The organism is Serratia sp. FDAARGOS_506, assembly GCF_003812745.1.
Taxonomy (GTDB): Bacteria; Pseudomonadota; Gammaproteobacteria; order Enterobacterales; family Enterobacteriaceae; genus Serratia.
In genome coordinates this window covers 2,181,917-2,205,960 of the sequence record NZ_CP033831.1, presented here as the reverse complement: position 1 = coordinate 2,205,960, position 24,044 = coordinate 2,181,917, and the positions used below count along the sequence as shown (strand labels likewise).

General features: G+C 58.8%; 20 protein-coding genes and 1 riboswitch. Of the genes, 9 read left to right on the top strand and 11 right to left on the bottom strand.

Going from position 1 to position 24,044, the window contains the following annotated elements; all coding sequences use genetic code 11:
- Positions 1-7: 7 nt before the first annotated feature.
- From ftsL to mraZ, 3 genes are read right to left on the bottom strand one after another with little or no spacing between them, the layout of a single operon-like run.
- Positions 8-328 (bottom strand): cell division protein FtsL, encoded by a 321-nt coding sequence (gene ftsL / locus EGY12_RS10620; RefSeq protein ID WP_033651674.1) that lies wholly within the window; start codon positions 326-328, stop codon positions 8-10.
- On the bottom strand, positions 325-1,266 hold the full coding sequence (rsmH, locus tag EGY12_RS10615) for a 16S rRNA (cytosine(1402)-N(4))-methyltransferase RsmH (protein WP_123893501.1): 942 nt from the start codon (positions 1,264-1,266) through the stop codon (positions 325-327). Before rsmH ends, ftsL begins: the two co-directional genes overlap by 4 nt.
- A 2-nt stretch (positions 1,267-1,268) precedes the next feature.
- On the bottom strand, positions 1,269-1,727 hold the full coding sequence (gene mraZ, locus EGY12_RS10610) for a division/cell wall cluster transcriptional repressor MraZ (protein WP_025159638.1): 459 nt from the start codon (positions 1,725-1,727) through the stop codon (positions 1,269-1,271).
- Between the two features lie 862 nt (positions 1,728-2,589).
- Between mraZ and EGY12_RS10605 the strand changes: the two genes are divergently transcribed.
- Positions 2,590-3,030: an L-alanine exporter AlaE gene (locus EGY12_RS10605; RefSeq protein ID WP_043148147.1), complete on the top strand. Its 441-nt coding sequence runs from the start codon at positions 2,590-2,592 to the stop codon at positions 3,028-3,030.
- Positions 3,031-3,067: 37 nt separating this feature from the next.
- On the opposite strand, the gene cra is transcribed toward EGY12_RS10605, so the two are convergent.
- From cra to leuO, 5 genes are all read right to left on the bottom strand, one after another.
- On the bottom strand, positions 3,068-4,072 hold the full coding sequence (gene cra, locus EGY12_RS10600) for a catabolite repressor/activator (protein WP_004932801.1): 1,005 nt from the start codon (positions 4,070-4,072) through the stop codon (positions 3,068-3,070).
- 218 nt (positions 4,073-4,290) lie between these two features.
- Complete coding sequence (gene ilvN / locus EGY12_RS10595; RefSeq protein ID WP_004932806.1) at positions 4,291-4,782, bottom strand: acetolactate synthase small subunit; 492 nt, start codon at positions 4,780-4,782, stop codon at positions 4,291-4,293.
- A 2-nt stretch (positions 4,783-4,784) separates the two neighbouring features.
- Positions 4,785-6,503 (bottom strand): acetolactate synthase 3 large subunit, encoded by a 1,719-nt coding sequence (gene ilvI / locus EGY12_RS10590; protein ID WP_123893500.1) that lies wholly within the window; start codon positions 6,501-6,503, stop codon positions 4,785-4,787.
- Positions 6,504-6,819: 316 nt separating this feature from the next.
- Positions 6,820-8,628, bottom strand: coding sequence for a long-chain fatty acid--CoA ligase (locus EGY12_RS10585; protein ID WP_123893499.1), 1,809 nt, complete (start codon positions 8,626-8,628; stop codon positions 6,820-6,822).
- Between the two features lie 463 nt (positions 8,629-9,091).
- On the bottom strand, positions 9,092-10,039 hold the full coding sequence (gene leuO, locus EGY12_RS10580; protein WP_123893498.1) for a transcriptional regulator LeuO: 948 nt from the start codon (positions 10,037-10,039) through the stop codon (positions 9,092-9,094).
- Between the two features lie 873 nt (positions 10,040-10,912).
- Between leuO and leuA the strand changes: the two genes are divergently transcribed.
- From leuA to leuD, 4 genes are read left to right on the top strand one after another with little or no spacing between them, the layout of a single operon-like run.
- Positions 10,913-12,487 (top strand): 2-isopropylmalate synthase, encoded by a 1,575-nt coding sequence (gene leuA, locus EGY12_RS10570; protein ID WP_004932820.1) that lies wholly within the window; start codon positions 10,913-10,915, stop codon positions 12,485-12,487.
- Between the two features lie 2 nt (positions 12,488-12,489).
- The gene (leuB, locus tag EGY12_RS10565) at positions 12,490-13,581 is read left to right on the top strand and encodes a 3-isopropylmalate dehydrogenase (RefSeq protein ID WP_123893496.1); all 1,092 of its coding nucleotides are present in this window, start codon (positions 12,490-12,492) and stop codon (positions 13,579-13,581) included.
- A gap of 1 nt (position 13,582) precedes the next feature.
- Positions 13,583-14,983: a 3-isopropylmalate dehydratase large subunit gene (leuC, locus tag EGY12_RS10560; protein WP_033631780.1), complete on the top strand. Its 1,401-nt coding sequence runs from the start codon at positions 13,583-13,585 to the stop codon at positions 14,981-14,983.
- 9 nt (positions 14,984-14,992) lie between these two features.
- Positions 14,993-15,595: a 3-isopropylmalate dehydratase small subunit gene (leuD, locus tag EGY12_RS10555; protein ID WP_025159634.1), complete on the top strand. Its 603-nt coding sequence runs from the start codon at positions 14,993-14,995 to the stop codon at positions 15,593-15,595.
- A 37-nt stretch (positions 15,596-15,632) separates the two neighbouring features.
- Here the strand turns inward: leuD and EGY12_RS10550 are convergent, their stop codons facing one another.
- The 3 genes from EGY12_RS10550 to sgrT form a co-directional block, all read right to left on the bottom strand.
- A complete protein-coding gene (locus EGY12_RS10550; RefSeq protein WP_123893494.1) occupies positions 15,633-17,105 on the bottom strand; it encodes a DASS family sodium-coupled anion symporter in 1,473 nt (490 codons plus the stop codon).
- A 144-nt stretch (positions 17,106-17,249) separates the two neighbouring features.
- Positions 17,250-18,446: a sugar efflux transporter gene (locus tag EGY12_RS10545; protein ID WP_123893492.1), complete on the bottom strand. Its 1,197-nt coding sequence runs from the start codon at positions 18,444-18,446 to the stop codon at positions 17,250-17,252.
- Positions 18,447-18,600: 154 nt separating this feature from the next.
- Positions 18,601-18,774, bottom strand: coding sequence for a glucose uptake inhibitor SgrT (sgrT, locus tag EGY12_RS10540; RefSeq protein ID WP_074188579.1), 174 nt, complete (start codon positions 18,772-18,774; stop codon positions 18,601-18,603).
- A 90-nt stretch (positions 18,775-18,864) separates the two neighbouring features.
- Here sgrT and sgrR point away from each other — a divergent pair, with 90 nt between their 5' ends.
- The 4 genes from sgrR to thiQ all read left to right on the top strand — a co-directional run bounded on the left by sgrR (position 18,865) and on the right by thiQ (position 24,000).
- Positions 18,865-20,526 carry an HTH-type transcriptional regulator SgrR gene (gene sgrR / locus EGY12_RS10535; RefSeq protein WP_123893490.1) on the top strand — a complete coding sequence of 554 codons (1,662 nt, stop codon included), beginning with the start codon at positions 18,865-18,867 and terminating at the stop codon, positions 20,524-20,526.
- A 37-nt stretch (positions 20,527-20,563) separates the two neighbouring features.
- Positions 20,564-20,682, top strand: a riboswitch (TPP riboswitch).
- Positions 20,683-20,739: 57 nt separating this feature from the next.
- On the top strand, positions 20,740-21,726 hold the full coding sequence (gene thiB, locus EGY12_RS10530; protein ID WP_123893488.1) for a thiamine ABC transporter substrate binding subunit: 987 nt from the start codon (positions 20,740-20,742) through the stop codon (positions 21,724-21,726).
- Positions 21,702-23,309 (top strand): thiamine/thiamine pyrophosphate ABC transporter permease ThiP, encoded by a 1,608-nt coding sequence (gene thiP, locus EGY12_RS10525; protein ID WP_123893487.1) that lies wholly within the window; start codon positions 21,702-21,704, stop codon positions 23,307-23,309. The genes thiB and thiP overlap by 25 nt, the downstream gene beginning before the upstream one ends.
- The gene (gene thiQ / locus EGY12_RS10520) at positions 23,296-24,000 is read left to right on the top strand and encodes a thiamine ABC transporter ATP-binding protein ThiQ (RefSeq protein WP_123893485.1); all 705 of its coding nucleotides are present in this window, start codon (positions 23,296-23,298) and stop codon (positions 23,998-24,000) included. The genes thiP and thiQ overlap by 14 nt, the downstream gene beginning before the upstream one ends.
- Positions 24,001-24,044: the final 44 nt, after the last annotated feature.

Genomic DNA, 24,044 nt, shown 5'->3' with positions numbered 1-24,044 from the left:
AAACCATTCATTGTTTAACTATGATATTTTCCTGCGATGGATCAACATGTTGCATCTGCAGTTTTTCTGTTGCGATACGTTCAACCCGGCTGTGATCGCCGAGGGCGTTCTCTTCTAAAATCAGGTTGCGCCACTCGATATCCAGCGCATCGCGCTCCAGAACCAGCTGCTCGCGCTCGGCGGTCAGCAGGCGGGTGCGGTGCGCGGTGGTCACCACGAAAATCGCGGAGACCAGTGACGCAATCAGTAAAATCATGGGGATCTTGGCGTTGCGCAGCAGGTCGCCGCCAATGACCCCGACCAAACCGTGGCGTTCGTTGCCGATCACGCGGGCATCCTCTCAGCAATACGCAGCACCGAGCTGCGCGCACGCGGGTTGTCCGCCACTTCCGCTTCCGAAGGCATCATTTTTCCCAGCGCTTTCAGCGTCCGGCCGCCCATGCCGCGCAGCTGTTCTTCGGTCAACGGAATGCCCGCCGGCACCTGGGCGCCGCGGCTATGGTGACGCATAAAGCGTTTGACGATGCGGTCTTCCAGCGAGTGGAAGCTGATGATCGACAAACGGCCCTGTGGGGCCAGCACTTCCAGCGCGCCGTCGAGCGCACGCTCGATCTCTTCCAGCTCGCTGTTGATATAGATACGAATCGCCTGGAAGCTGCGCGTCGCCGGATGCTTGTGCTTTTCACGGAACGGGCTGGCATCGGCAATCAGATCCGCCAACTCTTTGGTGCGCGTCATCGGCTCCACGCGGTTTCTTTCGACGATGGCGCGCGCGATACGCTTGGCGAAACGCTCTTCGCCAAAGGTTTTCAGCACCCAGGCGATGTCGTCCGCTTCGGCCTTCATCAGCCACTCTGCGGCAGACAGGCCGGTGGACGGATCCATGCGCATGTCCAGCGGCCCGTCGCGCATAAAGGAGAATCCGCGCTCCGCGTCGTCAAGCTGCGGCGAAGAAACGCCCAGATCGAGCAGAACGCCGTCGATCTTGCCCACCAGTTCGCGTTCCCGCACATAGTGCGACAACTCGGAGAATGGGCCGTGTACGATGGTAAAACGAGGATCTTCAATAGATTTGGCGGCTGCAATCGCCTGATGGTCACGGTCAATCGCCAGCAAGCGTCCTTCCGGCCCCAGTTGGGACAGAATCAGACGAGAATGGCCACCGCGACCAAAAGTACCGTCGATATATATGCCGTTGCTGCGGATGTTGAGGCCGTTGACGGCTTCGTCCAGCAGGACGGTGGTGTGTTTATAGTTTTCCAGCATGCTTATAGCGACAAGTCCTGTAGCCGCTCAGACAACGGTTCCTGAGTCGACTGTTCAGCGTCAATATCATCCTTGACTTGTTGATACCAGGTCTGTTCATCCCACAGTTCAAACTTGTTGAACTGACCGACCAGCATCACTTCTTTCGTGAGTCCGGCGTGCTGACGCAGCGTATTGGCTAACAGCAAACGACCGGCACTATCCATCTGACACTCACTGGCATGCCCCAACAACAGGCGCTGAACGCGGCGCTCGGCGGGATTCATGCTCGACAGACGTGATAATTTTTGTTCAATAATTTCCCATTCGGGCAAAGGATAAAGCAGCAGGCAGGGCTGATGGAGGTCAATGGTACAGACCATTTGGCCTTGCGATTCCTCGTTGAGCAATTCCCGATATCGGGTAGGTACGGCAAGCCGCCCTTTACTGTCGAGGTTGACCATCGTCGCTCCACGGAACATTCCTGAGCTACCCCTTAGTGACCGTTTTCACCACTTTACCCCACAAATTCCCACACAATGGAGTTTACGGAGGGTATGAAAACCTTGTCAAGCCAGAGCGCCAGCGCTTTGGCAATATTTCTCTGGTCATTTTGGGAGCTGACTCGCGAAAGAAACTCTGATTATTCGACGATTAAAAATTAACACCATGATAAACGGAGAGAATTTTCTAAGCGGAAAGAATCTGATTAAAAACCTGACGAACTGGCGATTAATTAACTCATTACTTCCTTCTGCAAGCCATGTCTCATTTTTCAGCTCGGCAATCTCAGGGCTGTAAGCGCTGGCGAGCCGCGCCCGCCAAGGCTCGGCGTTAGGCTATCCGCTCGCGGAATAAGGCCATAACTACTTGAGTTAATAACGCTCAATCGTTATTCACCGTAAAGCCGGGCGCTATTTTACTGCAATTTGCACCGCAGTGATGAGGCTGCGATAAAAATAAATGGCTCGGATATTACGAGCAGAAGTAATTTCGATTTAAATCAATTTGGTAAGATTATTCCCAAAATACCTGTTTACAATTATGGTTTCATTTTCTTACACCTTTATTTCCACAATTTTTACCGGAAAAAAATCCCACTCGATGTCAAAAATCGCAACCATATGTTTTTAATGAGTTTATTTCAAAACGCCGATTTTAATCTCTTCCCCCTCTCCCCTCCCCCGGTTCTGCAGGACAAAAACCGAACAAATGTTAAAAATAAAAATATAAATCTAGTTAAAAAATACAATGCAGATTAGTACACTACATAAAAGGCAAGAAACCAGAATTAACACCCATTAATTAATAATTTAACAGAATTATAACCAAAGGGGATGATACATGCTTTCGCCCGCCGCTCACTGGCGTAGCGCCGCTGCCGATACGTTCGCACTGGTGGTGTACTGCTTTATCGCCGGCATGGCGATAGAAGTGTTGATCTCCGGCATGAGTTTCCAGCAATCCCTCTCTTCGCGCCTGCTGTCGATCCCGGTTAACATCCTGATCGCCTGGCCTTACGGCCGCTATCGAGATCTGTTTATCCGCACGGCGCGCCGCTGCCCGCGCGGCCAGTTCGTGCTGCGCAACCTCGCCGACCTGCTGGCCTACGTCAGCTTCCAATCGCCGGTTTATGCCGCCATTCTGTGGAGCGTGGGCGCCGACGGCCAACAAATGCTGGCAGCAGTCACCAGCAATGCGCTGGTGTCCATGGCGATGGGCGTGGTGTATGGTTATTTCCTGGAATATTGCCGGCGGCTGTTCCGAGTAGCGGGCTACGTCTAAACCCGGAGCCCGACAAGGCGGGCTCCCGTGAAGCGAACTATTTGCGGCTCAGGCTGCCGCGGCGGAACAGATTGCGGCGAATACGCGTCAGTCCCGGCTTGGGTTTTCGCGGTTCGTCCAGGCTGGCCAACACCAGCTCCAGCACGCGCTCGGCCACGTCGCGATGGCGCTGCGCCACCGCAAGCACCGGGCACTCGAGGAAATCCAACAGTTCATGGTCGCCGAAGGTGGCAATTGCCAGGTCGGTCGGCAAACGGCCGCGTTGCTTCAGCGTCACGTCCATCACACCCTGCAACAGCGAGAACGAGGTGGTGAACAGCGCCTGCGGCATCGGGTGCGTTTTCAGCCATTCGGCAAACAGCGCGCCGGCTGCTTCACGTTCATAGCTGTTGGCATACAGGTAATCGACGTGGCGAGGATCCTCTTGCCAGGCCTGGCGGAAACCCTGCTCACGCAGGAAGCTCACCGAAAGCTCCGGCAAAGCGCCCAGGTACAGCACCGATTCCGCCGGGAAGGTGCGCAGCTCCTGCGCCAGCGCAAAGGCGTCTTCCTGATCGGCTCCGACGACACTGATGAAATGCTCGCGATCCAGCGCGCGGTCCAGCGCAATGATCGGCAGCGGATCGTTGGCCCAGCGTTGATAGAAGGGATGTTCCGGCGGCAAGGCGGTGGAGACGATGATGGCATCCACCTGGCGCTGCAGCAGGTGTTCGATACAGCGCATTTCGTTGTCCGGCTGATCTTCGGAACAGGCGATCAGCAATTGGTAGCCACGCTGACGCGCCTGACGTTCCAGGTAGTTGGCGATGCGGGTATAGCTGGTATTTTCCAGATCCGGGATCACCAGACCGATAGAACGGGTACGCCCGGCGCGCAGCCCCGCCGCGACGGCATTCGGGTGATAATTATGCTCCCTGACCACGGCCATCACTTTCTCGACGGTTTTATCGCTGACACGATACTGTTTCGCCTTGCCGTTGATGACGTAACTGGCCGTCGTGCGCGAAACGCCCGCGAGACGCGCGATTTCATCCAGTTTCACATTAACCCCTTAATGACGCTGAAAATAGAAGTGAAGGCTGTGCTCGGATTAACCATGACATCCCGTGCGGTTATTCAATCCAGCCTCTGCGATCTAACAGCAGAAAACACTGCCTAGCAACCGCTTTTGCCGAAAGGTGCCAGCATTCGGGCAAAAAATACCGAAAAACAAAGGGCGCAGCCACGCCGCGCCCCCGATTATTCGCCGACATACCGCGCTCAGCGCATGATTTTGTCGCCGCGCGACACGCCGACCACACCGGAGCGGGCCACTTCCACGATCTCCGCCACTTCGCGCACCGCGCTCAGGAAAGCGTCCAGCTTGTCGCTGGTACCGGCCAGCTGTACCGTATACAGCGTCGCCGTCACATCGACGATCTGGCCGCGGAAAATGTCGGCGCAGCGCTTCACCTCTTCGCGGCCGTAGCCGCTGGCCTGCAGCTTAACCAGCATGATCTCGCGCTCAACGTGAGCGCCCTGCACCAGCTCGCTGACGCGCAACACGTCCACCAGCTTATGCAACTGCTTCTCAATCTGCTCCAGCACTTTCTCGTCACCGACGGTCTGGATAGTCATGCGCGACAGCGTCGGATCGTCGGTCGGCGCCACCGTCAGGCTCTCGATGTTGTAACCGCGCTGGGAGAACAGCCCAACCACGCGCGATAAGGCGCCGGATTCGTTTTCCAGCAAGACAGATAAAATACGGCGCATGATCAGGTCCTCTCCGTTTTGCTAAGCCACATTTCGTCCATGCTTCCGCCACGGATCTGCATCGGATAAACATGTTCGGTTTCATCGACGGTCACGTCGACGAACACCAGCCGCTCTTTTTCTGCCAGCGCCTGTGCCAGCTTGCTTTCCAGCTCGTCTGGCGTGCGAATGGCGATGCCGACATGGCCGTAAGCTTCGGCCAGCTTGACGAAGTCCGGCAGAGAGTCCATGTAGGACTGCGAGTGGCGGCCGGAATAAATCATGTCCTGCCACTGCTTCACCATGCCCAGATAGCGGTTGTTGAGGTTCACCACCACTACCGGCAGGTTATATTGCAGCGCGGTGGACAACTCCTGAATGTTCATCTGAATGCTGCCGTCGCCAGTCACGCACACCACGGTTTCCTCCGGCAGCGCCAGCTTGACGCCCAGTGCCGCCGGCAGGCCGAAGCCCATGGTGCCGAGGCCGCCGGAGTTGATCCAACGGCGCGGTTTGTCGAACGGATAATAGAGCGCGGCGAACATCTGGTGCTGGCCCACGTCCGAGGTGACATACGCCTCGCCTTTGGTCAGGCGATGCAGGGTTTCGATCACCGCCTGCGGCTTGATGGTACCGCTGTTCTTGTCGTAACCCAGGCAGTCGCGGGCACGCCACTGCTCGATAGACTGCCACCAGTCGCGCAGCGCATCGTGATCCTGCGCTTTCTCGTCCTGCGCCAGCAGCTCCAGCATCTGCACCAGCACCTGTTTGGCATCGCCGACGATCGGAATATCGGCATCCACCGTTTTGGAGATCGAGGTCGGATCGATATCGATGTGCAGTACGGTGGCATCCGGACAGTATTTAGCGAGGTTATTGGTGGTGCGATCGTCGAAACGCACACCGACGGCGAAGATCACATCGGCATGGTGCATGGTTTTGTTGGCTTCATAGGTGCCGTGCATGCCGAGCATGCCGACGCTCTGGCGATGGGTGCCGGGGAAAGCCCCCAATCCCATCAGGCTGCTGGTCACAGGCAGGTTCAGTTGCTCCGCCAACGCCAACAGTTCGGCTTCACAGCCGGCATTGATCGCACCGCCGCCGACGTACATCACCGGTTTTTTGGCTGCCAAAATGGTTTGCAACGCACGTTTGATCTGCCCACGATGGCCCTGCACCGTCGGGTTATAAGAGCGCATGCTCACGTCCTGTGGGTAAGCATAAGGCATACGCACTGCCGGGCCGACGATGTCTTTCGGCAAATCGATCACCACCGGGCCGGGGCGACCGCTGGAAGCCAGGTAGAACGCCTTCTTCAACACTGCCGGGATGTCTTCGGTGCGTTTCACCAGGAAGCTGTGTTTCACCACCGGGCGCGAAATACCCACCATATCGCACTCCTGGAAGGCGTCGTAGCCGATCAGCGAGCTGGGCACCTGCCCCGACAGGACGACCATCGGGATCGAGTCCATATAAGCGGTAGCGATACCGGTAATGGCGTTGGTGGCGCCGGGGCCGGAGGTCACCAGCACCACGCCCACTTCGCCGGTGGCGCGCGCGTAACCGTCGGCCATGTGCACCGCACCTTGCTCATGGCGCACCAGAATATGATCGATCCCTCCGACCGTATGCAGGGCGTCGTAGATATCGAGCACCGCCCCGCCGGGGTAGCCGAATACATGTTTAACGCCCTGATCGATCAACGATCGGACGACCATCTCGGCTCCTGACAACATCTCCATGGGTTTGCCTCCAGGCTTGCTTATTCTTCTCTGGCGCCGGAACGTAGCGCCTGCTGCGGGGCAATGCCCCTAAATTTTTATGGGTTGTCGCTATCGAATTAACATAACGTCAGAATATGGGGCAGGCAAACGGCAAAATGGCTTAACGGCGGCGGGGTTATTGCCAAGCGGCTGGAGATCGCGACTTTATAAAAACAATGCGCTAGCCCCAGGGGCGTCAGGCTAGGCATTGTTTCGAACAGAGGGGAAATTACAGAACTAAATCAGGCGAAGAATATGCCGTTTTTTTCGCCGAACGCGCGGCCCGGCGGCGGCCTCAGCCCTGTTCCTGGTACATGGAGTCGATTTCACGCTGATAGCGCTGCAGGATCACTTTGCGGCGCAGCTTCAGCGTTGGCGTCAACTCCCCCAGTTCCATAGAAAAGGCCGCCGGCAGCAGAGTGAATTTCTTCACCTGTTCGAAGCGCGCCAGCTCCTTTTGCATCTCACGGAGGCGTTTTTCAAACATCTCAAGGATCTCACCGTTACGCAGCAGCTCCAGGCGATCCTGGTATTTCAGATTGACTGATTTCGCATACTCTTCCAGCGACTCAAAGCACGGCACGATCAGCGCGGAAACGAATTTACGCGCATCGGCGATGATCGCCACCTGCTCGATAAAGCGATCCTGCGCCAGCGTGCCTTCCAGCATCTGCGGCGCGATATATTTGCCGCCGGAGGTTTTCATCAAATCCTTCAGGCGTTCGGTGATGAACAGGTTGCCCTCTTCATCGATCGCCCCGGCGTCGCCGGTTTTCAGCCAGCCGTCCTCGGTAAAGGTCGCGGCGGTTTCCAACGGTTTGTTGAAATAGCCGCGCATCACGATCGGCCCGCGCACCTGAATTTCATTTTCCTCGCCAATGCGCACCTCGACCTCCGGCAGCGGTTTGCCGATAGAACCGAAACGGAAATGCCCCTCTTCCCAGCAAGAGACGGTCGCACAGGTTTCAGTCATGCCGTAACCGTACTTGATGTTGACGCCCATCGCCTGAAAGAACAGGATCACATTGTCGTCCAGCTTGGCACCCGCTGCCGGCAGAAAGCGCACCCGGCCGCCGAGGATACCGCGCAGCTTGCTCAACACCAGCTTATCAGCCCAGCGGTGGGTGAGTTCAAACACTTTACCCAACGGTTTGCCGGCGCGCTCCTGCAGGAATTTGCGTTCGCCGCAGACGATCGCCCAATGGAACAACGCACGGCGCAACCAAGGGGCGCGCGCCACCTTTTCATGCACCGCGCTAAAAATCTTCTCGTAGAAACGCGGCACCGCGCACATCAACGTCGGGCGCACCTGCCCCATCGCTTCCCGCACCCAGTCGGTATTCGGCAGAAAGACGTTCTGCGCGCCGGAATGCATCACAAAGAAGCTCCATGCCCGCTCGAACACATGCGACAAGGGCAGGAAGCTGAGCGACACATCCTCTTCGCCGACCGTCAGTCGTTCATCATGCAGATAGAGCTGCGCCGCCAGGTTGCGGTAGTCCAGCATCACCCCTTTCGGTTCGCCGGTAGTGCCCGAGGTATAGATCAGGGTGAAGAGATCCTGCAGGTCACACTCTTCCATGCGCTGCCGGCGTTGAGCGGCAAAAGCGGCCGGATCGGCAGCGCGCTCGAAGGCGCTCAGGTGCTGTGCGATCTCGCAGCCGCGCAGATCTACCCCCTCGTCGAAGACGACAATATGACGCAGTTGTGGGCAGACGCCGCGCAGCGCGATGGCGGCGTCAAGCTGCGCCTGCTCGCCGACAAACAGTATGCGGATATCGGCGTCGTTGGTGACGAACGCCGCCTGTGCCGGCGTATTGGTGGAATAGAGCGGAACGCTGATGCCGCGCAGGTGAAGGATAGCAAGATCGGTCAACGACCAGGCTAGCGTGTTATTGGCGAAAATACCGACACGCTCTTGCACTTCGACGCCCAGCGCCAACAGGCCGGCGGCAATGCGATCAATACGGGCGGCAGCCTCTCCCCAGGTCAGTTGAAACTCGCCGCTGGGCGACCATTGGCGAAAAGCTGTGCGATCGGCTCGGTGGGTGATTTGATGCTGTATACGATGGATCAGATGGTATTGCAGCAGATTAGTGATCATAGTGCTCTAAGCCTGAAATGAATCAAACAGTTAAGCCTGAACGACGCCTTACGGCCCCATCTCAGCTTACACGTGTTTACTTTTTTCTGCGCAGTCTACCTACTCTCATGCAGGGGGAAAAGCGATTTCAGCGTAGAAGTGTGAGCTAAAACTCAGCTCGACTTTCGCGCTGTCATGGCCTGGACAGATCGGGGAGGCAAAGGTTAGATGACGGCAATAAAACGCGGCCCCTCCGGGCCGCCGCATCGGGTTAGTTTAAAATTCCACCCGAAAAGTAAAAATCAGAATATAAATTCATATTAATTATTTTTGGTAAACGAACACGCTCACGTTGAAAATAAGTTATTCTATCGCCGCAAAACCAAGAAATATCTTAATAAAAACACAGATAGTTCTTAGTTTTTATTATGAGGAAAAACGCTCAGTTGGATATTATCTTTATATAACCCCGTTATTTATCGCTTTACATTGGATTGCCCGCTTCAATCAGGACGGATTTCATCCACTGGTGCCCCTTATCCCGCTCAGTGGACTCATGCCAGGAGAGGTAACAGGTAGCTTTATTATCGCTGCCGCATAAAGGCACCGCTTTTATTTTCAACGTCTCCGTCTGCTGTCGCACCAACCAGGCGGGAGCAATCGCCACCATGTCCGTTTGCGATACCATATTCAACACGCTGTAGAGATCCGTGCACTGTTGCGTTACGGCGCGCAGCATCGGTTCTTCTAAATAAAAAGGTTTACTGAACGATCCAAAGCTTTCCAGGGCAACAGCGGCATGCTGCTCGGCCAGCATTTGCTCCGGCGTCACCTCCTCACCCATTCTCGGATGTGTCTGCGCAACCGCCAGCACTAATTCGTCGTCAAACATCGCCAGGCTGCGAAACTCCGTCGATTCGAAACGGCTGTAGCCGATGACAAACTCGACGTCCTGATAACGCAATTGATGCTCAATATTATTGTTGATGTATGACTTTATTTGCAGGTTAAGCTGCGGCGAAATCTGTTTGACGTGATTGATTATCCCGGCGCCCAGACGCAGATCAAGCGGGCTGCACAGCGACAGCGAGAACGTTCGCGTGCTGGTCAGCGGTTCGAACTCGGCACCCGGCAACTCATTTTGCACCAGCTGCAGCGCTTGCCGCACCGGCCCAAAAAGCTGCCTGGCCCGCATGGTGGGCTGGATCCCACGCCCGCAGCGCACGAACAGTTCGTCGTTGAACATCACCTTCAAGCGCGCCACCGCGTTGCTCACCGCGGGCTGTGACATCCCTAACGAATTAGCGGCTCGCGTAATATTTTGCATTTGCATCACGGCGTCAAACACCGTCAGCAAATTAAGATCGACGCTGCGCAAATGAATGTCCGCCGGCTCTTTGACCGTGGCGATTTCTGAATCATATTCAGCCATATTTCACTCCACTAAATCCTGTGTAGAAAATCTAATCCTTATGCTCGACAAACAATGAAACACCGCATTGTCTTATCTTTGCACGACTCACTCTGCCATTACCGCCATCAGCCGATAAAAAACCTCGTGTTATCGTCACGATATAAGTCGTATATGGGATACATGTCAGCAGCTTCTCCCGTCAACGGGAAGAATACCACCTGGGTGGTACTAATAATTAGGTAGCAAAAATGATTAATACAATTAAACAACGCAACCGCACTGTATGAGACAAACTATAAAAACACATCACAAGCAATCAAACCATCTAAAAACACCGCTCACTTTGCGTAAAAACGCATTATTTTGTTATATTATGACTAAAACAATAAATTAATCGTATGAATTCAATTTAAAACATTTGTATTAAAAATGTTATTTTATTTACCCCTCCGCGATCACCTTCTCTTATTTTTCACCACAAATCTTAACCCAACGAAATCCAGAAGCAATTAGCGCAGTCTATATTCGATTCGTTTATGCTAAGCAGCACGCAAACAGCCCCGGTTTTTTCTCTAAGATGACGCTTTTTTGCCGAATGATCCTCTGTTTAGCCAATTAGCCGATGCATTGTCCCCGCATTCAATCAGGTGTTGACATCGCCAGGCCAATCACGTATCAAATTAGGCAGACACCCAATTTAAGAGAAGCTGAACCCTTATGATCCGTACTCACCGTCTACTAGGCCTACTACTCAACGCATCTTGTTTGCGCGGTATGCCTGTGGACGAAGTTCGGAGCTGACTCAGCCGATCACCCATAAGAAACCCGCGCTACTGCGCGGGTTTTTTTTTGCCCGCTTAGCGTGAAATCAACACGATAAGGAATGCACCGATGAGCCAACAAGTCATTATTTTCGATACCACGCTGCGTGATGGCGAACAGGCATTACAGGCCAGCCTGAGCGTAAAAGAGAAGATTCAGATTGCGCTGGCGCTGGAGAGAATGGGCGTAGACGTGATGGAAGTCGGCTTCCCGGTCTCTTCGCCCGGCGACTTCGAGTCGGTGCAAACCATCGCGCGCCAGATCAAGAACAGCCGCGTCTGCGGCCTGGCCCGCTGCGTGGACAAAGACATCGACGTGGCCGCCGAAGCGCTGCGCGTCGCCGAAGCTTTCCGCATCCACGTGTTCCTGGCCACCTCGACCCTGCACATCGAATCGAAGCTGAAGCGCTCGTTCGACGAAGTATTGGAGATGGCGGTGCGCTCGGTCAAACGCGCTCGCAACTACACCGACGACGTAGAGTTCTCCTGTGAAGACGCCGGCCGCACACCTATCGACAATCTGTGCCGCGTGGTCGAGGCCGCCATCAACGCCGGCGCCACCACCATCAATATTCCGGACACCGTCGGCTACACCACGCCGAACCAGTTCGGCGGCATCATCACCACCTTGTATGACCGCGTGCCGAACATCGATAAGGCCATCATCTCCGTGCACTGCCACGACGATTTGGGCATGGCGGTCGGCAACTCCATCGCCGCCGTACAGGCCGGTGCCCGTCAGGTGGAAGGCACCCTGAACGGCATCGGTGAGCGCGCCGGCAACTGTTCGCTGGAAGAGGTGATCATGGCAATTAAAGTGCGCCAGGACATCATGAACGTGCACACCAACATCAATCATCAGGAAATCTTCCGCACCAGCCAGATCGTCAGCCAACTGTGCAACATGCCGATCCCGGCCAACAAGGCGATCGTCGGCTCCAACGCCTTCGCCCACTCCTCCGGCATTCACCAGGACGGCGTGCTGAAGAACCGCGAAAACTACGAAATCATGACCCCGCAGTCGATCGGCCTGAAGGACGTGCAGTTGAACCTGACCTCCCGCTCCGGCCGCGCGGCGGTGAAGCACCGCATGGAAGAAATGGGCTACCAGGAACAGGACTACAACCTGGATACCCTGTACGCCGCCTTCCTGAAGCTGGCCGACAAAAAGGGCCAGGTGTTCGACTATGACCTGGAGGCGCTGGCCTTCATCAATAAACAGCAGGAAGAGCCGGAGCACTTCAGCCTGGGCTACTTCAGCGTGCAGTCCGGCAGCAGCATCATGGCCACCGCCTCGGTGAAACTGATCTGCGGCGGCGAAGAGAAAGCCGAAGCCGCCACCGGCAACGGCCCGGTCGATGCGGTTTATCAGGCGATCAATCGCATCACCGACTACCCGATCGAGCTGGTGAAGTACCAGTTGACCGCCAAGGGCCATGGCCGCGACGCGCTGGGCCAGGTGGATATCGTGGTCTCTTACAACGGCCGCCGTTTCCACGGCGTGGGCCTGGCGACCGACATCGTCGAATCCTCCGCCAAGGCGATGGTGCACGTGTTGAACAATATTTGGCGCTCACAGCAGGTAGAAAAAGAAAAGCAGCGTCTGCAGCAAAACAAACATCAAAATAATCAGGAAACGGTGTGAACATGACGAAGACTTATCACATTGCCGTCTTGCCCGGAGACGGTATCGGCCCGGAAGTAATGGCTCAGGCGCGCAAAGTGTTGGACGCGGTGCGTCAACGCTTTGATATTCGCATCACCACCGCCGAATACGACGTCGGCGGCATCGCCATCGATCGCCACGGCAGCCCGTTGCCTCAAGCGACCATCGCCGGCTGCGAGCAGGCCGACGCCATTCTGTTCGGCTCGGTGGGCGGCCCGAAATGGGAACACCTGCCGCCGGCCGAGCAGCCGGAACGCGGCGCGCTGTTGCCGCTGCGCAAGCACTTCAAACTGTTCAGTAACCTGCGTCCGGCGCGTCTGTATCAAGGGCTGGAAGCCTTCTGCCCATTGCGCGCCGACATCGCCGCCCGCGGTTTCGACATTCTGTGCGTGCGCGAACTGACCGGCGGCATCTACTTCGGCCAGCCGAAGGGCCGCGAAGGCCAGGGCATGCAGGAGCGCGCTTTCGATACCGAGGTGTACCACCGTTTCGAGATTGAACGCATCGCGCGCATCGCCTTCGAATCCGCCCGCAAGCGCCGCCATAAGGTGACGTCGATCGACAAGGCCAACGTGCTGCAAAGCTCCATCCTGTGGCGTGAGGTGGTCAATCAGGTCGCCAAGGATTACCCGGACGTGTCGCTGTCGCACATGTATATCGACAACGCCACCATGCAGTTGATCAAGGATCCGTCCCAATTCGACGTGCTGCTGTGCTCCAACCTGTTCGGCGACATCCTGTCCGACGAGTGCGCGATGATCACCGGCTCGATGGGCATGCTGCCATCCGCCAGCCTGAACGAGCAAGGCTTCGGTCTGTACGAACCGGCGGGCGGCTCCGCGCCGGATATTGCAGGCAAAGGCATCGCCAACCCGATTGCGCAGATCCTGTCCGCCACCCTGCTGCTGCGTTACAGCCTGGGCGCCGATGAAGCGGCCGACGCCGTGGAGCGCGCCATCAACCAGGCATTGGAACAGGGCTACCGCACCGCCGATCTGGCCGGTGACGGTAAAGCCGTCAGCACCGATGAAATGGGCGACATCATCGCTCGCTTTGTAGCTCAGGGGGCATAACATGGCTAAAACCTTATACCAGAAGCTGTACGACGCCCACGTGGTGCACGAAGCGCCGAACGAAACGCCGTTACTGTATATTGACCGTCACCTGGTGCACGAAGTCACGTCGCCGCAGGCGTTCGACGGCCTGCGCGCCATGGGCCGCAAGGTGCGCCAGCCAGGCAAAACCTTCGCCACCATGGATCACAACGTGTCGACCCAGACCAAAGACATCAACGCCAGCGGCGAAATGGCGCGCATCCAGATGCAGGAGCTGATCAAGAACTGCGCGGAATTCGGCGTTTCACTGTATGACCTGAACCACCCGTTCCAGGGCATCGTGCACGTGATCGGGCCTGAGCAAGGCATGACGCTGCCGGGCATGACTATCGTCTGCGGAGACTCGCACACCGCCACCCACGGCGCTTTCGGCTCGCTGGCGTTCGGCATCGGCACCTCCGAGGTGGAACATGTGCTGGCGACCCAGACCCTGAAGCAGGGCCGCGCCAAGACCATGAAGATTGAAGTCACCGGCGACGCCGCCGAGGGCATTACTGCCAAAGACATCGTGCTGGCGGTGATCGGCAAAACCGGCAGCGCCGGCGGCACCGGCCACGTGGTGGAATTCTGCGGCAAGGCAATCGAAGCGTTGAGCATGGAAGGCCGCATGACCCTGTGCAACATGGCGATCGAAATGGGCGCCAAGGCCGGGTTAGTCGCACCGGACGACACCACCTTCGCCTACCTGAAAGGGCGCCAGTTCGCACCTACCGGCGAAAACTGGGAGCAGGCGGTCGCCTATTGGCGCACGCTGAAGTCCGATGCCGACGCCCAATTCGATACCGTGGTGACGCTGCGCGCCGAAGAGATCGCGCCGCAGGTCACCTGGGGCACCAACCCCGGCCAGGTGATCGCCGTCAATCAGGCAATTCCGGCGCCGGAATCGTTCAGCGATCCGGTCGAGCGCGCCTCCGCTGAAAAAGCCTTGGCCTACATGGATTTGAAGCCGGGCATCAAATTGACCGAAGTGCCGATCGACAAAGTATTCATCGGCTCTTGCACCAACTCACGCATCGAAGATCTGCGCGCGGCGGCGGCGATCGCCAAAGGGCGCAAGGTCGCCAGCGGCGTGCAGGCCATCGTGGTACCAGGCTCCGGCCCGGTGAAGGCCCAGGCGGAAGCCGAAGGGTTGGACAAAATCTTTATCGAAGCCGGTTTCGAATGGCGTTTGCCGGGCTGCTCGATGTGTCTGGCGATGAACAACGATCGCCTGAATCCGGGCGAGCGCTGCGCATCCACCAGCAACCGTAACTTCGAAGGGCGTCAGGGCCGCGGTGGGCGCACCCACCTGGTCAGCCCGGCAATGGCCGCTGCGGCCGCCGTCGCCGGTCACTTCGCCGACATCCGTGATATTCACTAAGGGGCTAACGTGGCTAAATTTACTCAACATACCGGCTTAGTAGTGCCTTTGGATGCGGCCAACGTCGATACTGACGCCATTATTCCCAAACAGTTTTTACAGAAGGTCACCCGCACCGGCTTCGGCCAGCACCTGTTCAACGACTGGCGCTTCCTCGACGACGCCGGCCAACAGCCTAACCCGGAGTTCGTGCTGAACAAACCGCGCTATAAAGGCGCCAGTATCCTGTTGGCGCGCGAGAACTTCGGCTGCGGTTCCTCGCGCGAACACGCGCCCTGGGCCCTGACCGATTACGGGTTCAAAGTGGTGATCGCACCGAGCTTCGCCGATATTTTCTACGGCAACTCGTTCAACAACCAGCTGTTACCGGTGACGTTGAGCGAGCAGCAGGTGGATGAGCTGTTCAAGCTGGTGGACGCCAACGAAGGGACGGAGTTCGTGGTGGATCTGGAGAACCAGACGGTCAACGCCGGCGGCAAAAGCTATCCGTTCGAAATCGACAGCTTCCGCCGCCACTGCATGATCAACGGGCTGGACAGCATCGGCCTGACGCTGCAGCACGAAGCGGACATCTCCCGCTACGAAGCGCAGCAGCCGGCGTTTCTGAATTAATCCTCTTCACCCGCCGCCCGGCGGGTGAGTTTTTTCCTCACCAGTAGCCCAGCAGTTTCCACCATGCCCCGCCGATCAGCATCCAGATCAGCAGGTTAATCACGCTCATCACCAGCCCCGCTTTCCACCATTCTCCCAGCGTCACATAGCCGGAGCCGAAGATGATCGGCGCGGTGCCGGTACCGTAATGCGTCAGCGACATCATCAGCGAGGAAGAGAACGCCAGGATCAGGCCCAGCAGCGCCGGCGGCGCGCCGAGCGCGATGCCGGCGGCGAAGAAGGCGGCGAACATCGCCGTCACATGCGCGGTGGTGCTGGCGAAGAAATAGTGAGAATACAAATAGATGAGGGTCAGCAAGATCGTGCCGCCCACCCAGCTCATGCCCATATGGTCGATGCCGTTGCCTACGGTTTGCGACAACCAGCCGATCAGCCCCAGCTTGCCGAGGAAGCTGGCCATCATCACCAGCGCCGAGAACCACACCACGGTGTCCCAGGCACCTTTATGCTTGAGCACATCCTCCCAGCTCAGCACGCCGGTGGCCAACAGCACCGCCAGGCCGATCAGCGCCGCGGTGGTGGGGTTGACCGCCAGCGCCGGGCCGAAGATCATCGCCGGGATGCCGGCCCACAGCACCAGCAGCAGCGCGAACACCCCGAGGGTGATTTTCTCCGGCAGCGTCACCGGCCCCAGCGCCTGCAGTTTTTCGCGCGCGAAGCGCGGCGCGTCCGGGGTACTTTTCACCTCCGGCGGATACAGCAGATAGATGACCAACGGCATCACAATCAGCGAGCACAGCCCCGGCACCAGCGCGGCCACCGCCCACATCGACCAAGACAGCTCGAAGCTGCCGTGGGTGCCTTTGGCAATCAGGCTGACGATCAGCGGGTTAGGCGCGGTGGCGGTGATAAACATCGCCGAGGTAACGGGGTTAATATTGTAGTTCACCAACGACAGATAGCGGCCGATTTTACCGGAGGTATTGAGCTCAGGTTTGGAACCGAAGCTGTCGGCGATCGACTTCATGATCGGGTGAATAATGCCGCCGCCACGTGCGGTGTTGCTCGGCGTCACCGGCGCCAGCGTGGTTTCCGCCAGCGTCAGCGCATAGGCGATACCCAGCGTTTTTTTGCCGAACAGCGAAATGAAGTAGTAGCCGATGCGCGCGCCCAGCCCGGTTTTGTTCAGGCTGAGGGAGATCATGATCGAAAAACCGATCAGCCAGATCAACTGGTTGGAAAAGCCGCTGAGCGCGTCGTCCAGCGCGGCGCCCGGCTTGCCGGGATTGGTGACGCCGGTCACCGCCACCAGGGCGATGGCGATCACCGAGACCGCGCCGATCGGCATCGCTTTGCCGATGATGGCGATGATGGTGCCGATAAACAGCGCCAGCAGCTGCCAGGCGTTGGGCGCAACGCCCTCCGGGACGGGAATGAGGAACCAGATGATCAGCGTGGCGACGAGAGCGCACAGGGAAGGAAGCGGTTTGAGCGGTGTGAGTTTATCCATAACGTTCCCACTGTTCTAAACAACAAGGCGGCATCTCAATAGTGAGACGGGCGTGGGCGCAACGATCGCGCTCCATATGCCTTCAGCTTGGGCGTCCGGTTTCGCCTTCTCAATGACTTACATCAAGAATGCCGCCGTTTGACCTCACACTTCACGCACTTTGGCGCTCATCCAGAGCGCCGCCAGCGCCAACAGCGCCGCCATCCAATACACCGAGCCATGCCCGAAGTTCTCCACCAGCGCTCCCTGCAATACCCCGGCCAGGATCACCCCGGTAGAGATGCTGTTGGTGAACAGCGTGGTGGCAGCGCCCGGTCGGCCCGGCATCAAATCCTGAAAATAGAGCATGCCGATGCCGGCGACGATGCCGATAAACACCGCGTTCAGCAATTGCAGCGCTATCAGGGCCGGCTTGGTCGCCAACATCGTCAAGCCGAGATAAAACAGTACGCCCGCCGCCACCGCCAACAGCATCATGTTGCGCTTGCCGAAGCGTTTGACGTAATAACCGGCCAGCAGCATCGCCGGGATCTCCAGCCCGGCAGCGGTGCCCATCAGCACCCCGGCCAACCCTTCAGGCAGGCCGAGATCGGTGGTGATATACAGCGGCATATCAATGATATATAAGGTGTTGCAGGTCCACATCAGCATCGAGGCGATGAACAGTAACCGCACGTCGCGATTGCGCCAGGCACTGGCGGGCGCAATCGGCGCAGAACTCCCCCCCTTTAACCCCTCATTCTCCGCCGCACGCGGCACCGAAGGCAGCATAAATCCCACCAACAGCACGCAAACCGCGAACGTGGCGGCGGCGATCAGGAACATTACGGTGAATCCGTAATTCAGCGCCAACGCAAACGACAACGGTGGGCCGATTACCCACGCCAGCGAAAGCTGGGCGCGCATCACCGAGCTGAACATCACCACTTCACGCGCCTCGCTGTCGGCGTATTCCCGCGCCAACGCGAAAATCTGCGGCATGGCGGTGTTGGCAACGGCGGACATCAATACTCCCGCCGTGATCAGCGTCAGGTAATCGCGGTTAAACGCGAACAGCAGACAGTTGCCGACAGCCATCAGGCAGCACAGCAGGATCAGCCTGCGCCGATCGCCGCGGGTGTCGGAACGTTTGGCCAACAGGAAACTGACCACGATGCCGGCCACCGCATTGGCGGTATAGAACAGCCCGACCCACAGCGGCCGCACCTTGACCTCGGTGGTCAAAAACAGGCTGAGCGTCGGCGTCAACAACGCGCCGGCGATACCGGAGAGAAAAGCGATCAGCAGGAATGCGGCAAAGATAGGGTTGATGCGCAGTGACAACCGGCTCAGGCGTTGCATATCGTCTTCCCTGACCTCAAAGCAGAAGAAAGAACCTTAGGCCACGGCAAGAAAAATGCAAGCACATCGCCATGGTCACGCATAAAAAAACCAGTGGGTCACCCCACTGGCTGGTGAAACAGCACCATTACTCAGAAACTGGTTGCCGCGGCCCCTACAGGTGCTCGCGATACTGCTTATCAGTCATCTCTTTGATATCCCATTGGGTCAGGTGCGCCAGCATCGCCAGCCGCGCCTGTTCGGGCACCACGCTCAGCCAGTCGGCGTGCTGACGGCGCACCGCGCTGAAATAGCGCTGATAGAACTGTCTGGATAAGAAAGCTTTCATGATTACGCCCTCCCCTTTCATTGATGAAAATTATCGGCGTAATATAGGGAAAGAAAAATTGACGAGTTGAGGCAGGAGCGTTCCTCTTTTATGTCCACATCCCGATTGCAGCAGCAGTTCATCCGTCTGTGGCAGCGCTGCCACGGTGAAACCACCGACACCACGCTGCAGGCGCTAGCGGAGGTGCTGAGCTGCTCGCGGCGCCACGTGCGCTCTCTGTTGAGCGCCATGCAGCGGGAGGGCTGGCTTACCTGGCAGGCGGAGTCGGGGCGCGGCAAGCGTTCACGATTAACCTTCCATTACACCGGCCTGGCGCTGCAGCAACAGCGGGCCGAGGAGCTGCTGGAACAGGACCGCATCGATCAATTGGTACAGCTGGTGGGCGACAAAAACGTGGTACGCCAAATGCTGCTGTCGCAGCTGGGGCGCAGCTTCCGCCAGGGGAAACACATCCTGCGGGTGCTCTACTACCGGCAGCTGTACAACCTGCTGCCCGGATCGGCGCTGCGGCGTTCGGAGACCCATTTGGCACGCCAGATCTTCAATGGCCTGACGCGCATAAATGAGGAAAACGGGGAACTGGAATCCGATCTGTCTCACCATTGGCAGGCGCTGACGCCGCTGCACTGGCGGTTTTATCTGCGCCCGGCGATCCATTTTCATCATGGCCGCGAGCTGGAGATGGCGGATGTCATCACTTCCCTCTCGCGTCTGACCTCGCAACCGCTGTTCTCGCATATCGAGAGCGTCACCTCGCCGACACCGTTCGTTATCGACGTGCATCTGCGCAGCCCCGACCACTGGTTGCCCTGGCTGCTGGGCAGCGTGCAGGCCATGATCCTGCCGCGTGAATGGCGCGAGCTGCCGGACTTCGCCCGCCATCCGGTCGGCACCGGCCCCTACCGCGTGGTGCGCAACCATCCCAGCCAGATGAAGATCCACGCCTTCGACGACTATTTTGGCTACCGGGCGCTGATCGACGAGGTGAACATCTGGGTGCTGCCGGAGTTCTCCGAAGAGCTGGTACACTCGGGCGTGCAGCTGCAGGGCGATGAAACCGGCAAAAACGAACTGGAAAGCCGGCTGGAAGAGGGCTGCTATTTCCTGCTGTTCGATCAGCGTTCACCGCTGGCTGCCGACCCCGCCATTCGCAGTTGGCTATGCGAATTGATCAACCCCATTTCGCTGCTGAGCAACGCTGGGCCGCTGTACCAGCGCTATTGGTCGCCGGCGTACGGCCTGCTCCCGCGCTGGCACCACAACCGCACGCTGGCGCAGCAACCCAAACCCGCGGGCCTGACCGAACTGACGATGACCCACTTCAATGAACATTCGGAGTTTCACGCCATTCGCCAGGCGATCGAACCGCTGCTGGCGCAGCACGGCATCCGCCTGATCGTGCAAAGCGTGGATTACGCCATCTGGCACCAGGGCGACGCGCGCAGCGATCTGTGGCTTGGTAGCGCCAACTTCTATCTGCCGCTGGAGTTTTCGTTGTTCGCCACGCTGTACGAACTGCCGCTGATGCAGCACTGCATGAACGAGGATCTGGCGCAGGACGCAGCGCTGTGGCGCGCCAACCGCTTGCCGCTGGCGGAGTTCTGCCAGCGCCTGGTCAGCAATCACCAGCTGCATCCGCTGTTTCACCACTGGCTGCAGCTGCACGGCCAGCGCAGCATGCGCGGCGTGCGGATGAACACCCTCGGCTGGTTCGACTTCAAGTCCGCCTGGTTTGCCCCGCCGGAGGCATAAGCGCCTTTCGCCCGGGTCGGTTAATCTTTACAATAGCGCCGTCTCAACGGGGTGCGGTAAGTCGGGCCGCGTGATAAGCCCGATTTTCCGCTGAGAGCACACCCGTCGAACCTGATCCGGTCAATACCGGCGGAGGGATTTGAGCCCAGCGAACCGGCGACGCCGCCTCGCCCCCTCAGATGCCCTTGCCCCCTTATTTTTCAGGAGTGCAACGTGGTCAAAACATATCTGCCCTGCTTCTTGCTGCTGTGTGCCGCGCCGGTGTTCGCCAAGCCGACGCTGACGGTTTACACCTACGATTCTTTCGCCGCCGACTGGGGCCCTGGCCCGGCGGTGAAAAAAGCCTTCGAAGCCGAGTGCGGCTGTGAACTGAAGTTCGTCGCGCTGGAAGACGGCGTCTCGCTGCTGAACCGCCTGCGCATGGAAGGCAAGAACAGCGCCGCCGACGTGGTGCTGGGGCTGGACAACAACCTGTTGCAGGCGGCGCAGCAAACCGGCCTGTTCGCGCCGAGCGGCGTCGACACCGCCAAACTGACGGTGCCGGGCGGCTGGCAGGACACGACCTTCGTGCCTTACGACTATGGGTACTTCGCCTTCGTCTACAACAAAGAAAAACTGAAGAACCCACCGAAGAGCCTGCAGGAGTTGGTCAGCAGCGATAGCAACTGGAAAGTGATCTACGAAGATCCGCGCACCAGCACGCCGGGCCTCGGCCTGCTGCTGTGGATGCAAAAAGTGTATGGCGACAAGGCGCCGGCCGCCTGGCAGCAGCTGGCGAAGAAGACCGTCACCGTCACCAAAGGCTGGAGCGAAGCCTACGGCCTGTTCCTGAAAGGGGAAGGCGATCTGGTGCTCAGCTACACTACCTCTCCCGCCTATCACCTGATCGAAGAGAAAAAAGATCTCTACGCCGCCGCCACGTTCAGCGAAGGCCACTACCTGCAGGTGGAAGTGGCAGGCAAGCTGAAGGCCGCCAAACAGCCCGAGCTGGCGGAGCGTTTCATGCAGTTCATGGTCACGCCGGCGTTCCAGAACACCATCCCGACCGGCAACTGGATGTATCCGGTGATCAACACCCCGCTGCCCGCCGGCTTTGAACAGATGAACGTGCCGCATACCGCGCTGCAATACAGCGCCGAAGAGGTGGCCAAACAACGCGGCGGGTGGATCCGGGCATGGCAAGCCGCCGTCAGCCGCTGATCCCCCGCTGGCTCTGGCCGGGGCTGCTGGCCGCCGGCGTGATCCTGCTGGTCGCCGCGCTGGCGATGGGCTCGCTGTGGCGTCACGCGCCGGACAGCGACTGGCGCGGCCTGTGGCAGGACAGTTACCTGTGGCACGTGGTGCGTTTCACCTTCTGGCAAGCGCTGCTGTCGGCGCTGATTTCGGTGCTGCCCGCCGTTCTGCTGGCGCGCGCGCTCTATCGCCGCCGTTTCCCCGGCCGGCAGCTGCTGCTGCGGCTGTGCGCCATGACGCTGGTACTGCCGGTACTGGTGGCAGTGTTCGGTCTGCTCAGCGTCTATGGGCGCCAGGGCTGGCTGGCGGCGCTGTGCGGCTGGCTGGGCGTCGAGTATGGCTTCTCGCCCTATGGCCTGCAGGGCATTCTGCTGGCGCACCTGTTTTTTAACCTGCCGCTGGCCACCCGCCTGTTGCTGCAGGCGCTGGAGAATCTCCCGGTAGAGCAGCGCCAGCTGGCCGCCCAGCTGGGCATGAATGGCTGGCAGCAGTTCCGCTTCGTTGAATGGCCGGCGCTGCGCCGCCAGATCCTGCCGAGCGGCGCGTTGATCTTCATGCTGTGCTTCGCCAGCTTCGCCACCGTGCTGTCGCTGGGCGGCGGGCCGCAGGCCACCACCATCGAACTGGCTATCTATCAGGCGCTGAGTTACGACTACGATCTGGGCCGCGCTGCCATGCTGGCGCTGATCCAGTTAAGCTGTTGTCTGGGGCTGGTGTTGATCAGCCAGCGCCTAAGCCAGGCGCTGCCGGTGGGCCATACCCACGCCCAGCGCTGGCGCAACCCGGAAGACAGCCTGTGGCGGCGCGTCGGCGATTTTCTGTTGATCGCCGCCGCACTGCTGCTGCTGCTGCCGCCCCTGCTGGCGGTGATCGCCGACGGCGCCAATCAGGCCGTCGTCAGCGTGCTGCGCCAGCCGGTGCTGTGGCAGGCGCTGTTCACGTCGCTGCGCATCGCCCTTGGCGCCGGACTGCTGTGCGTGGCGCTCACGATGATGCTGCTGTGGAGCAGCCGCGAGTTGAAACTGCGGCAGCATCTGCGCGGCGGCCAGGCGCTGGAGCTGAGCGGCATGGTGATCCTGGCGATGCCCGGCATCGTGCTGGCTACCGGCTTCTTCCTGTTGCTGAGCGATACGATCGGACTGCCGCAGTCGCCCTATGCGCTGGTGATCCTCACCAATGCGCTGATGGCGGTGCCCTATGCACTGAAGGTGTTGGAGAATCCGATGCGCGACCTCGCCGAACGTTACAACCCGCTGTGCCTGTCGCTGGATATCCACGGCTGGCAACGGCTGCGGCTGATAGAACTGCGCGCGCTGCGCCGCCCGCTCGCGCAGGCGCTGGCCTTCGCCTGCGTGCTGTCGATCGGCGATTTCGGGGTGGTCGCCTTGTTTGGCAACGAGCATTTCCGTACCCTGCCTTTTTACCTGTATCAGCAGATTGGCGCCTATCGCAGCAACGACGGGGCGGTGACCGCGCTGCTGTTGCTGCTGCTGTGCTTCCTGTTGTTTACCCTGATCGAACGCTTACCGGGGCGCCATGCTGACGCTTGAAAAACTGACCTATCTGTATGAACACCTGCCGATGCGCTTTGATCTGCGCATCCGGCCGGGCGAGCGCGTCGCGGTGCTCGGCCCCAGCGGCGCCGGTAAAAGCACCCTGCTGAGTTTGATCGCAGGTTTCCTGCCGGCGGCCAGCGGCCGGCTGCAGCTGAACGGCGAAGACCATACCGCCACGCCGCCGGCCAAACGGCCGGTGTCGATGCTGTTTCAGGAGAACAACCTGTTCGCGCACCTGACGGTGGCGCAGAACATCGGGCTGGGGTTGGATCCCGGTCTGCGCTTGACTGAGCAACAGCGCCAACAGCGGGAGCATATCGCCCGTCAGGTCGGCCTGGAGGAGCACCTGGAGCGCCTGCCGTCGCAGCTTTCCGGTGGTCAGCGTCAGCGCGCCGCGCTGGCGCGTTGTTTGATTCGCCAACGGCCGATCCTGCTGCTCGACGAGCCTTTCTCGGCGCTCGATCCGGCGCTGCGCAACGAGATGCTGCAGCTGCTGCAGACGGTGTGCGAACAGCGTAACCTGACGCTGCTGATGGTGTCGCACAACCTCGACGACGCCGCGCGCATCGCGCCGCGCACGCTGCTGGTGGTCGATGGGCGCATCTACTACGACGGCCCAACGCAGGCCCTGCTGGACGGCAGCGCGCCGGAAGCGCGCGTGCTGGGCATTTCGGGTAAAGCGTGATCTAACGCGCGTTTTTTATGCTGCGCCGATAAACCTGTTGTGTG

Excerpts from the sequence above, each read along its gene's own strand:
- rsmH (WP_123893501.1), bottom strand. The coding sequence starts at position 1,266 with ATGCTGGAAAACTATAAACACACCACCGTCCTGCTGGACGAAGCCGTC.
- mraZ (WP_025159638.1), bottom strand. The coding sequence starts at position 1,727 with ATGTTCCGTGGAGCGACGATGGTCAACCTCGACAGTAAAGGGCGGCTT.
- EGY12_RS10605 (WP_043148147.1), top strand. The coding sequence starts at position 2,590 with ATGCTTTCGCCCGCCGCTCACTGGCGTAGCGCCGCTGCCGATACGTTC.
- ilvN (WP_004932806.1), bottom strand. The coding sequence starts at position 4,782 with ATGCGCCGTATTTTATCTGTCTTGCTGGAAAACGAATCCGGCGCCTTA.
- ilvI (WP_123893500.1), bottom strand. The coding sequence starts at position 6,503 with ATGGAGATGTTGTCAGGAGCCGAGATGGTCGTCCGATCGTTGATCGAT.
- EGY12_RS10585 (WP_123893499.1), bottom strand. The coding sequence starts at position 8,628 with ATGATCACTAATCTGCTGCAATACCATCTGATCCATCGTATACAGCAT.
- leuO (WP_123893498.1), bottom strand. The coding sequence starts at position 10,039 with ATGGCTGAATATGATTCAGAAATCGCCACGGTCAAAGAGCCGGCGGAC.
- leuA (WP_004932820.1), top strand. The coding sequence starts at position 10,913 with ATGAGCCAACAAGTCATTATTTTCGATACCACGCTGCGTGATGGCGAA.
- leuB (WP_123893496.1), top strand. The coding sequence starts at position 12,490 with ATGACGAAGACTTATCACATTGCCGTCTTGCCCGGAGACGGTATCGGC.
- leuC (WP_033631780.1), top strand. The coding sequence starts at position 13,583 with ATGGCTAAAACCTTATACCAGAAGCTGTACGACGCCCACGTGGTGCAC.
- EGY12_RS10550 (WP_123893494.1), bottom strand. The coding sequence starts at position 17,105 with ATGGATAAACTCACACCGCTCAAACCGCTTCCTTCCCTGTGCGCTCTC.
- EGY12_RS10545 (WP_123893492.1), bottom strand. The coding sequence starts at position 18,446 with ATGCAACGCCTGAGCCGGTTGTCACTGCGCATCAACCCTATCTTTGCC.
- sgrT (WP_074188579.1), bottom strand. The coding sequence starts at position 18,774 with ATGAAAGCTTTCTTATCCAGACAGTTCTATCAGCGCTATTTCAGCGCG.
- sgrR (WP_123893490.1), top strand. The coding sequence starts at position 18,865 with ATGTCCACATCCCGATTGCAGCAGCAGTTCATCCGTCTGTGGCAGCGC.
- thiP (WP_123893487.1), top strand. The coding sequence starts at position 21,702 with ATGGCAAGCCGCCGTCAGCCGCTGATCCCCCGCTGGCTCTGGCCGGGG.
- thiQ (WP_123893485.1), top strand. The coding sequence starts at position 23,296 with ATGCTGACGCTTGAAAAACTGACCTATCTGTATGAACACCTGCCGATG.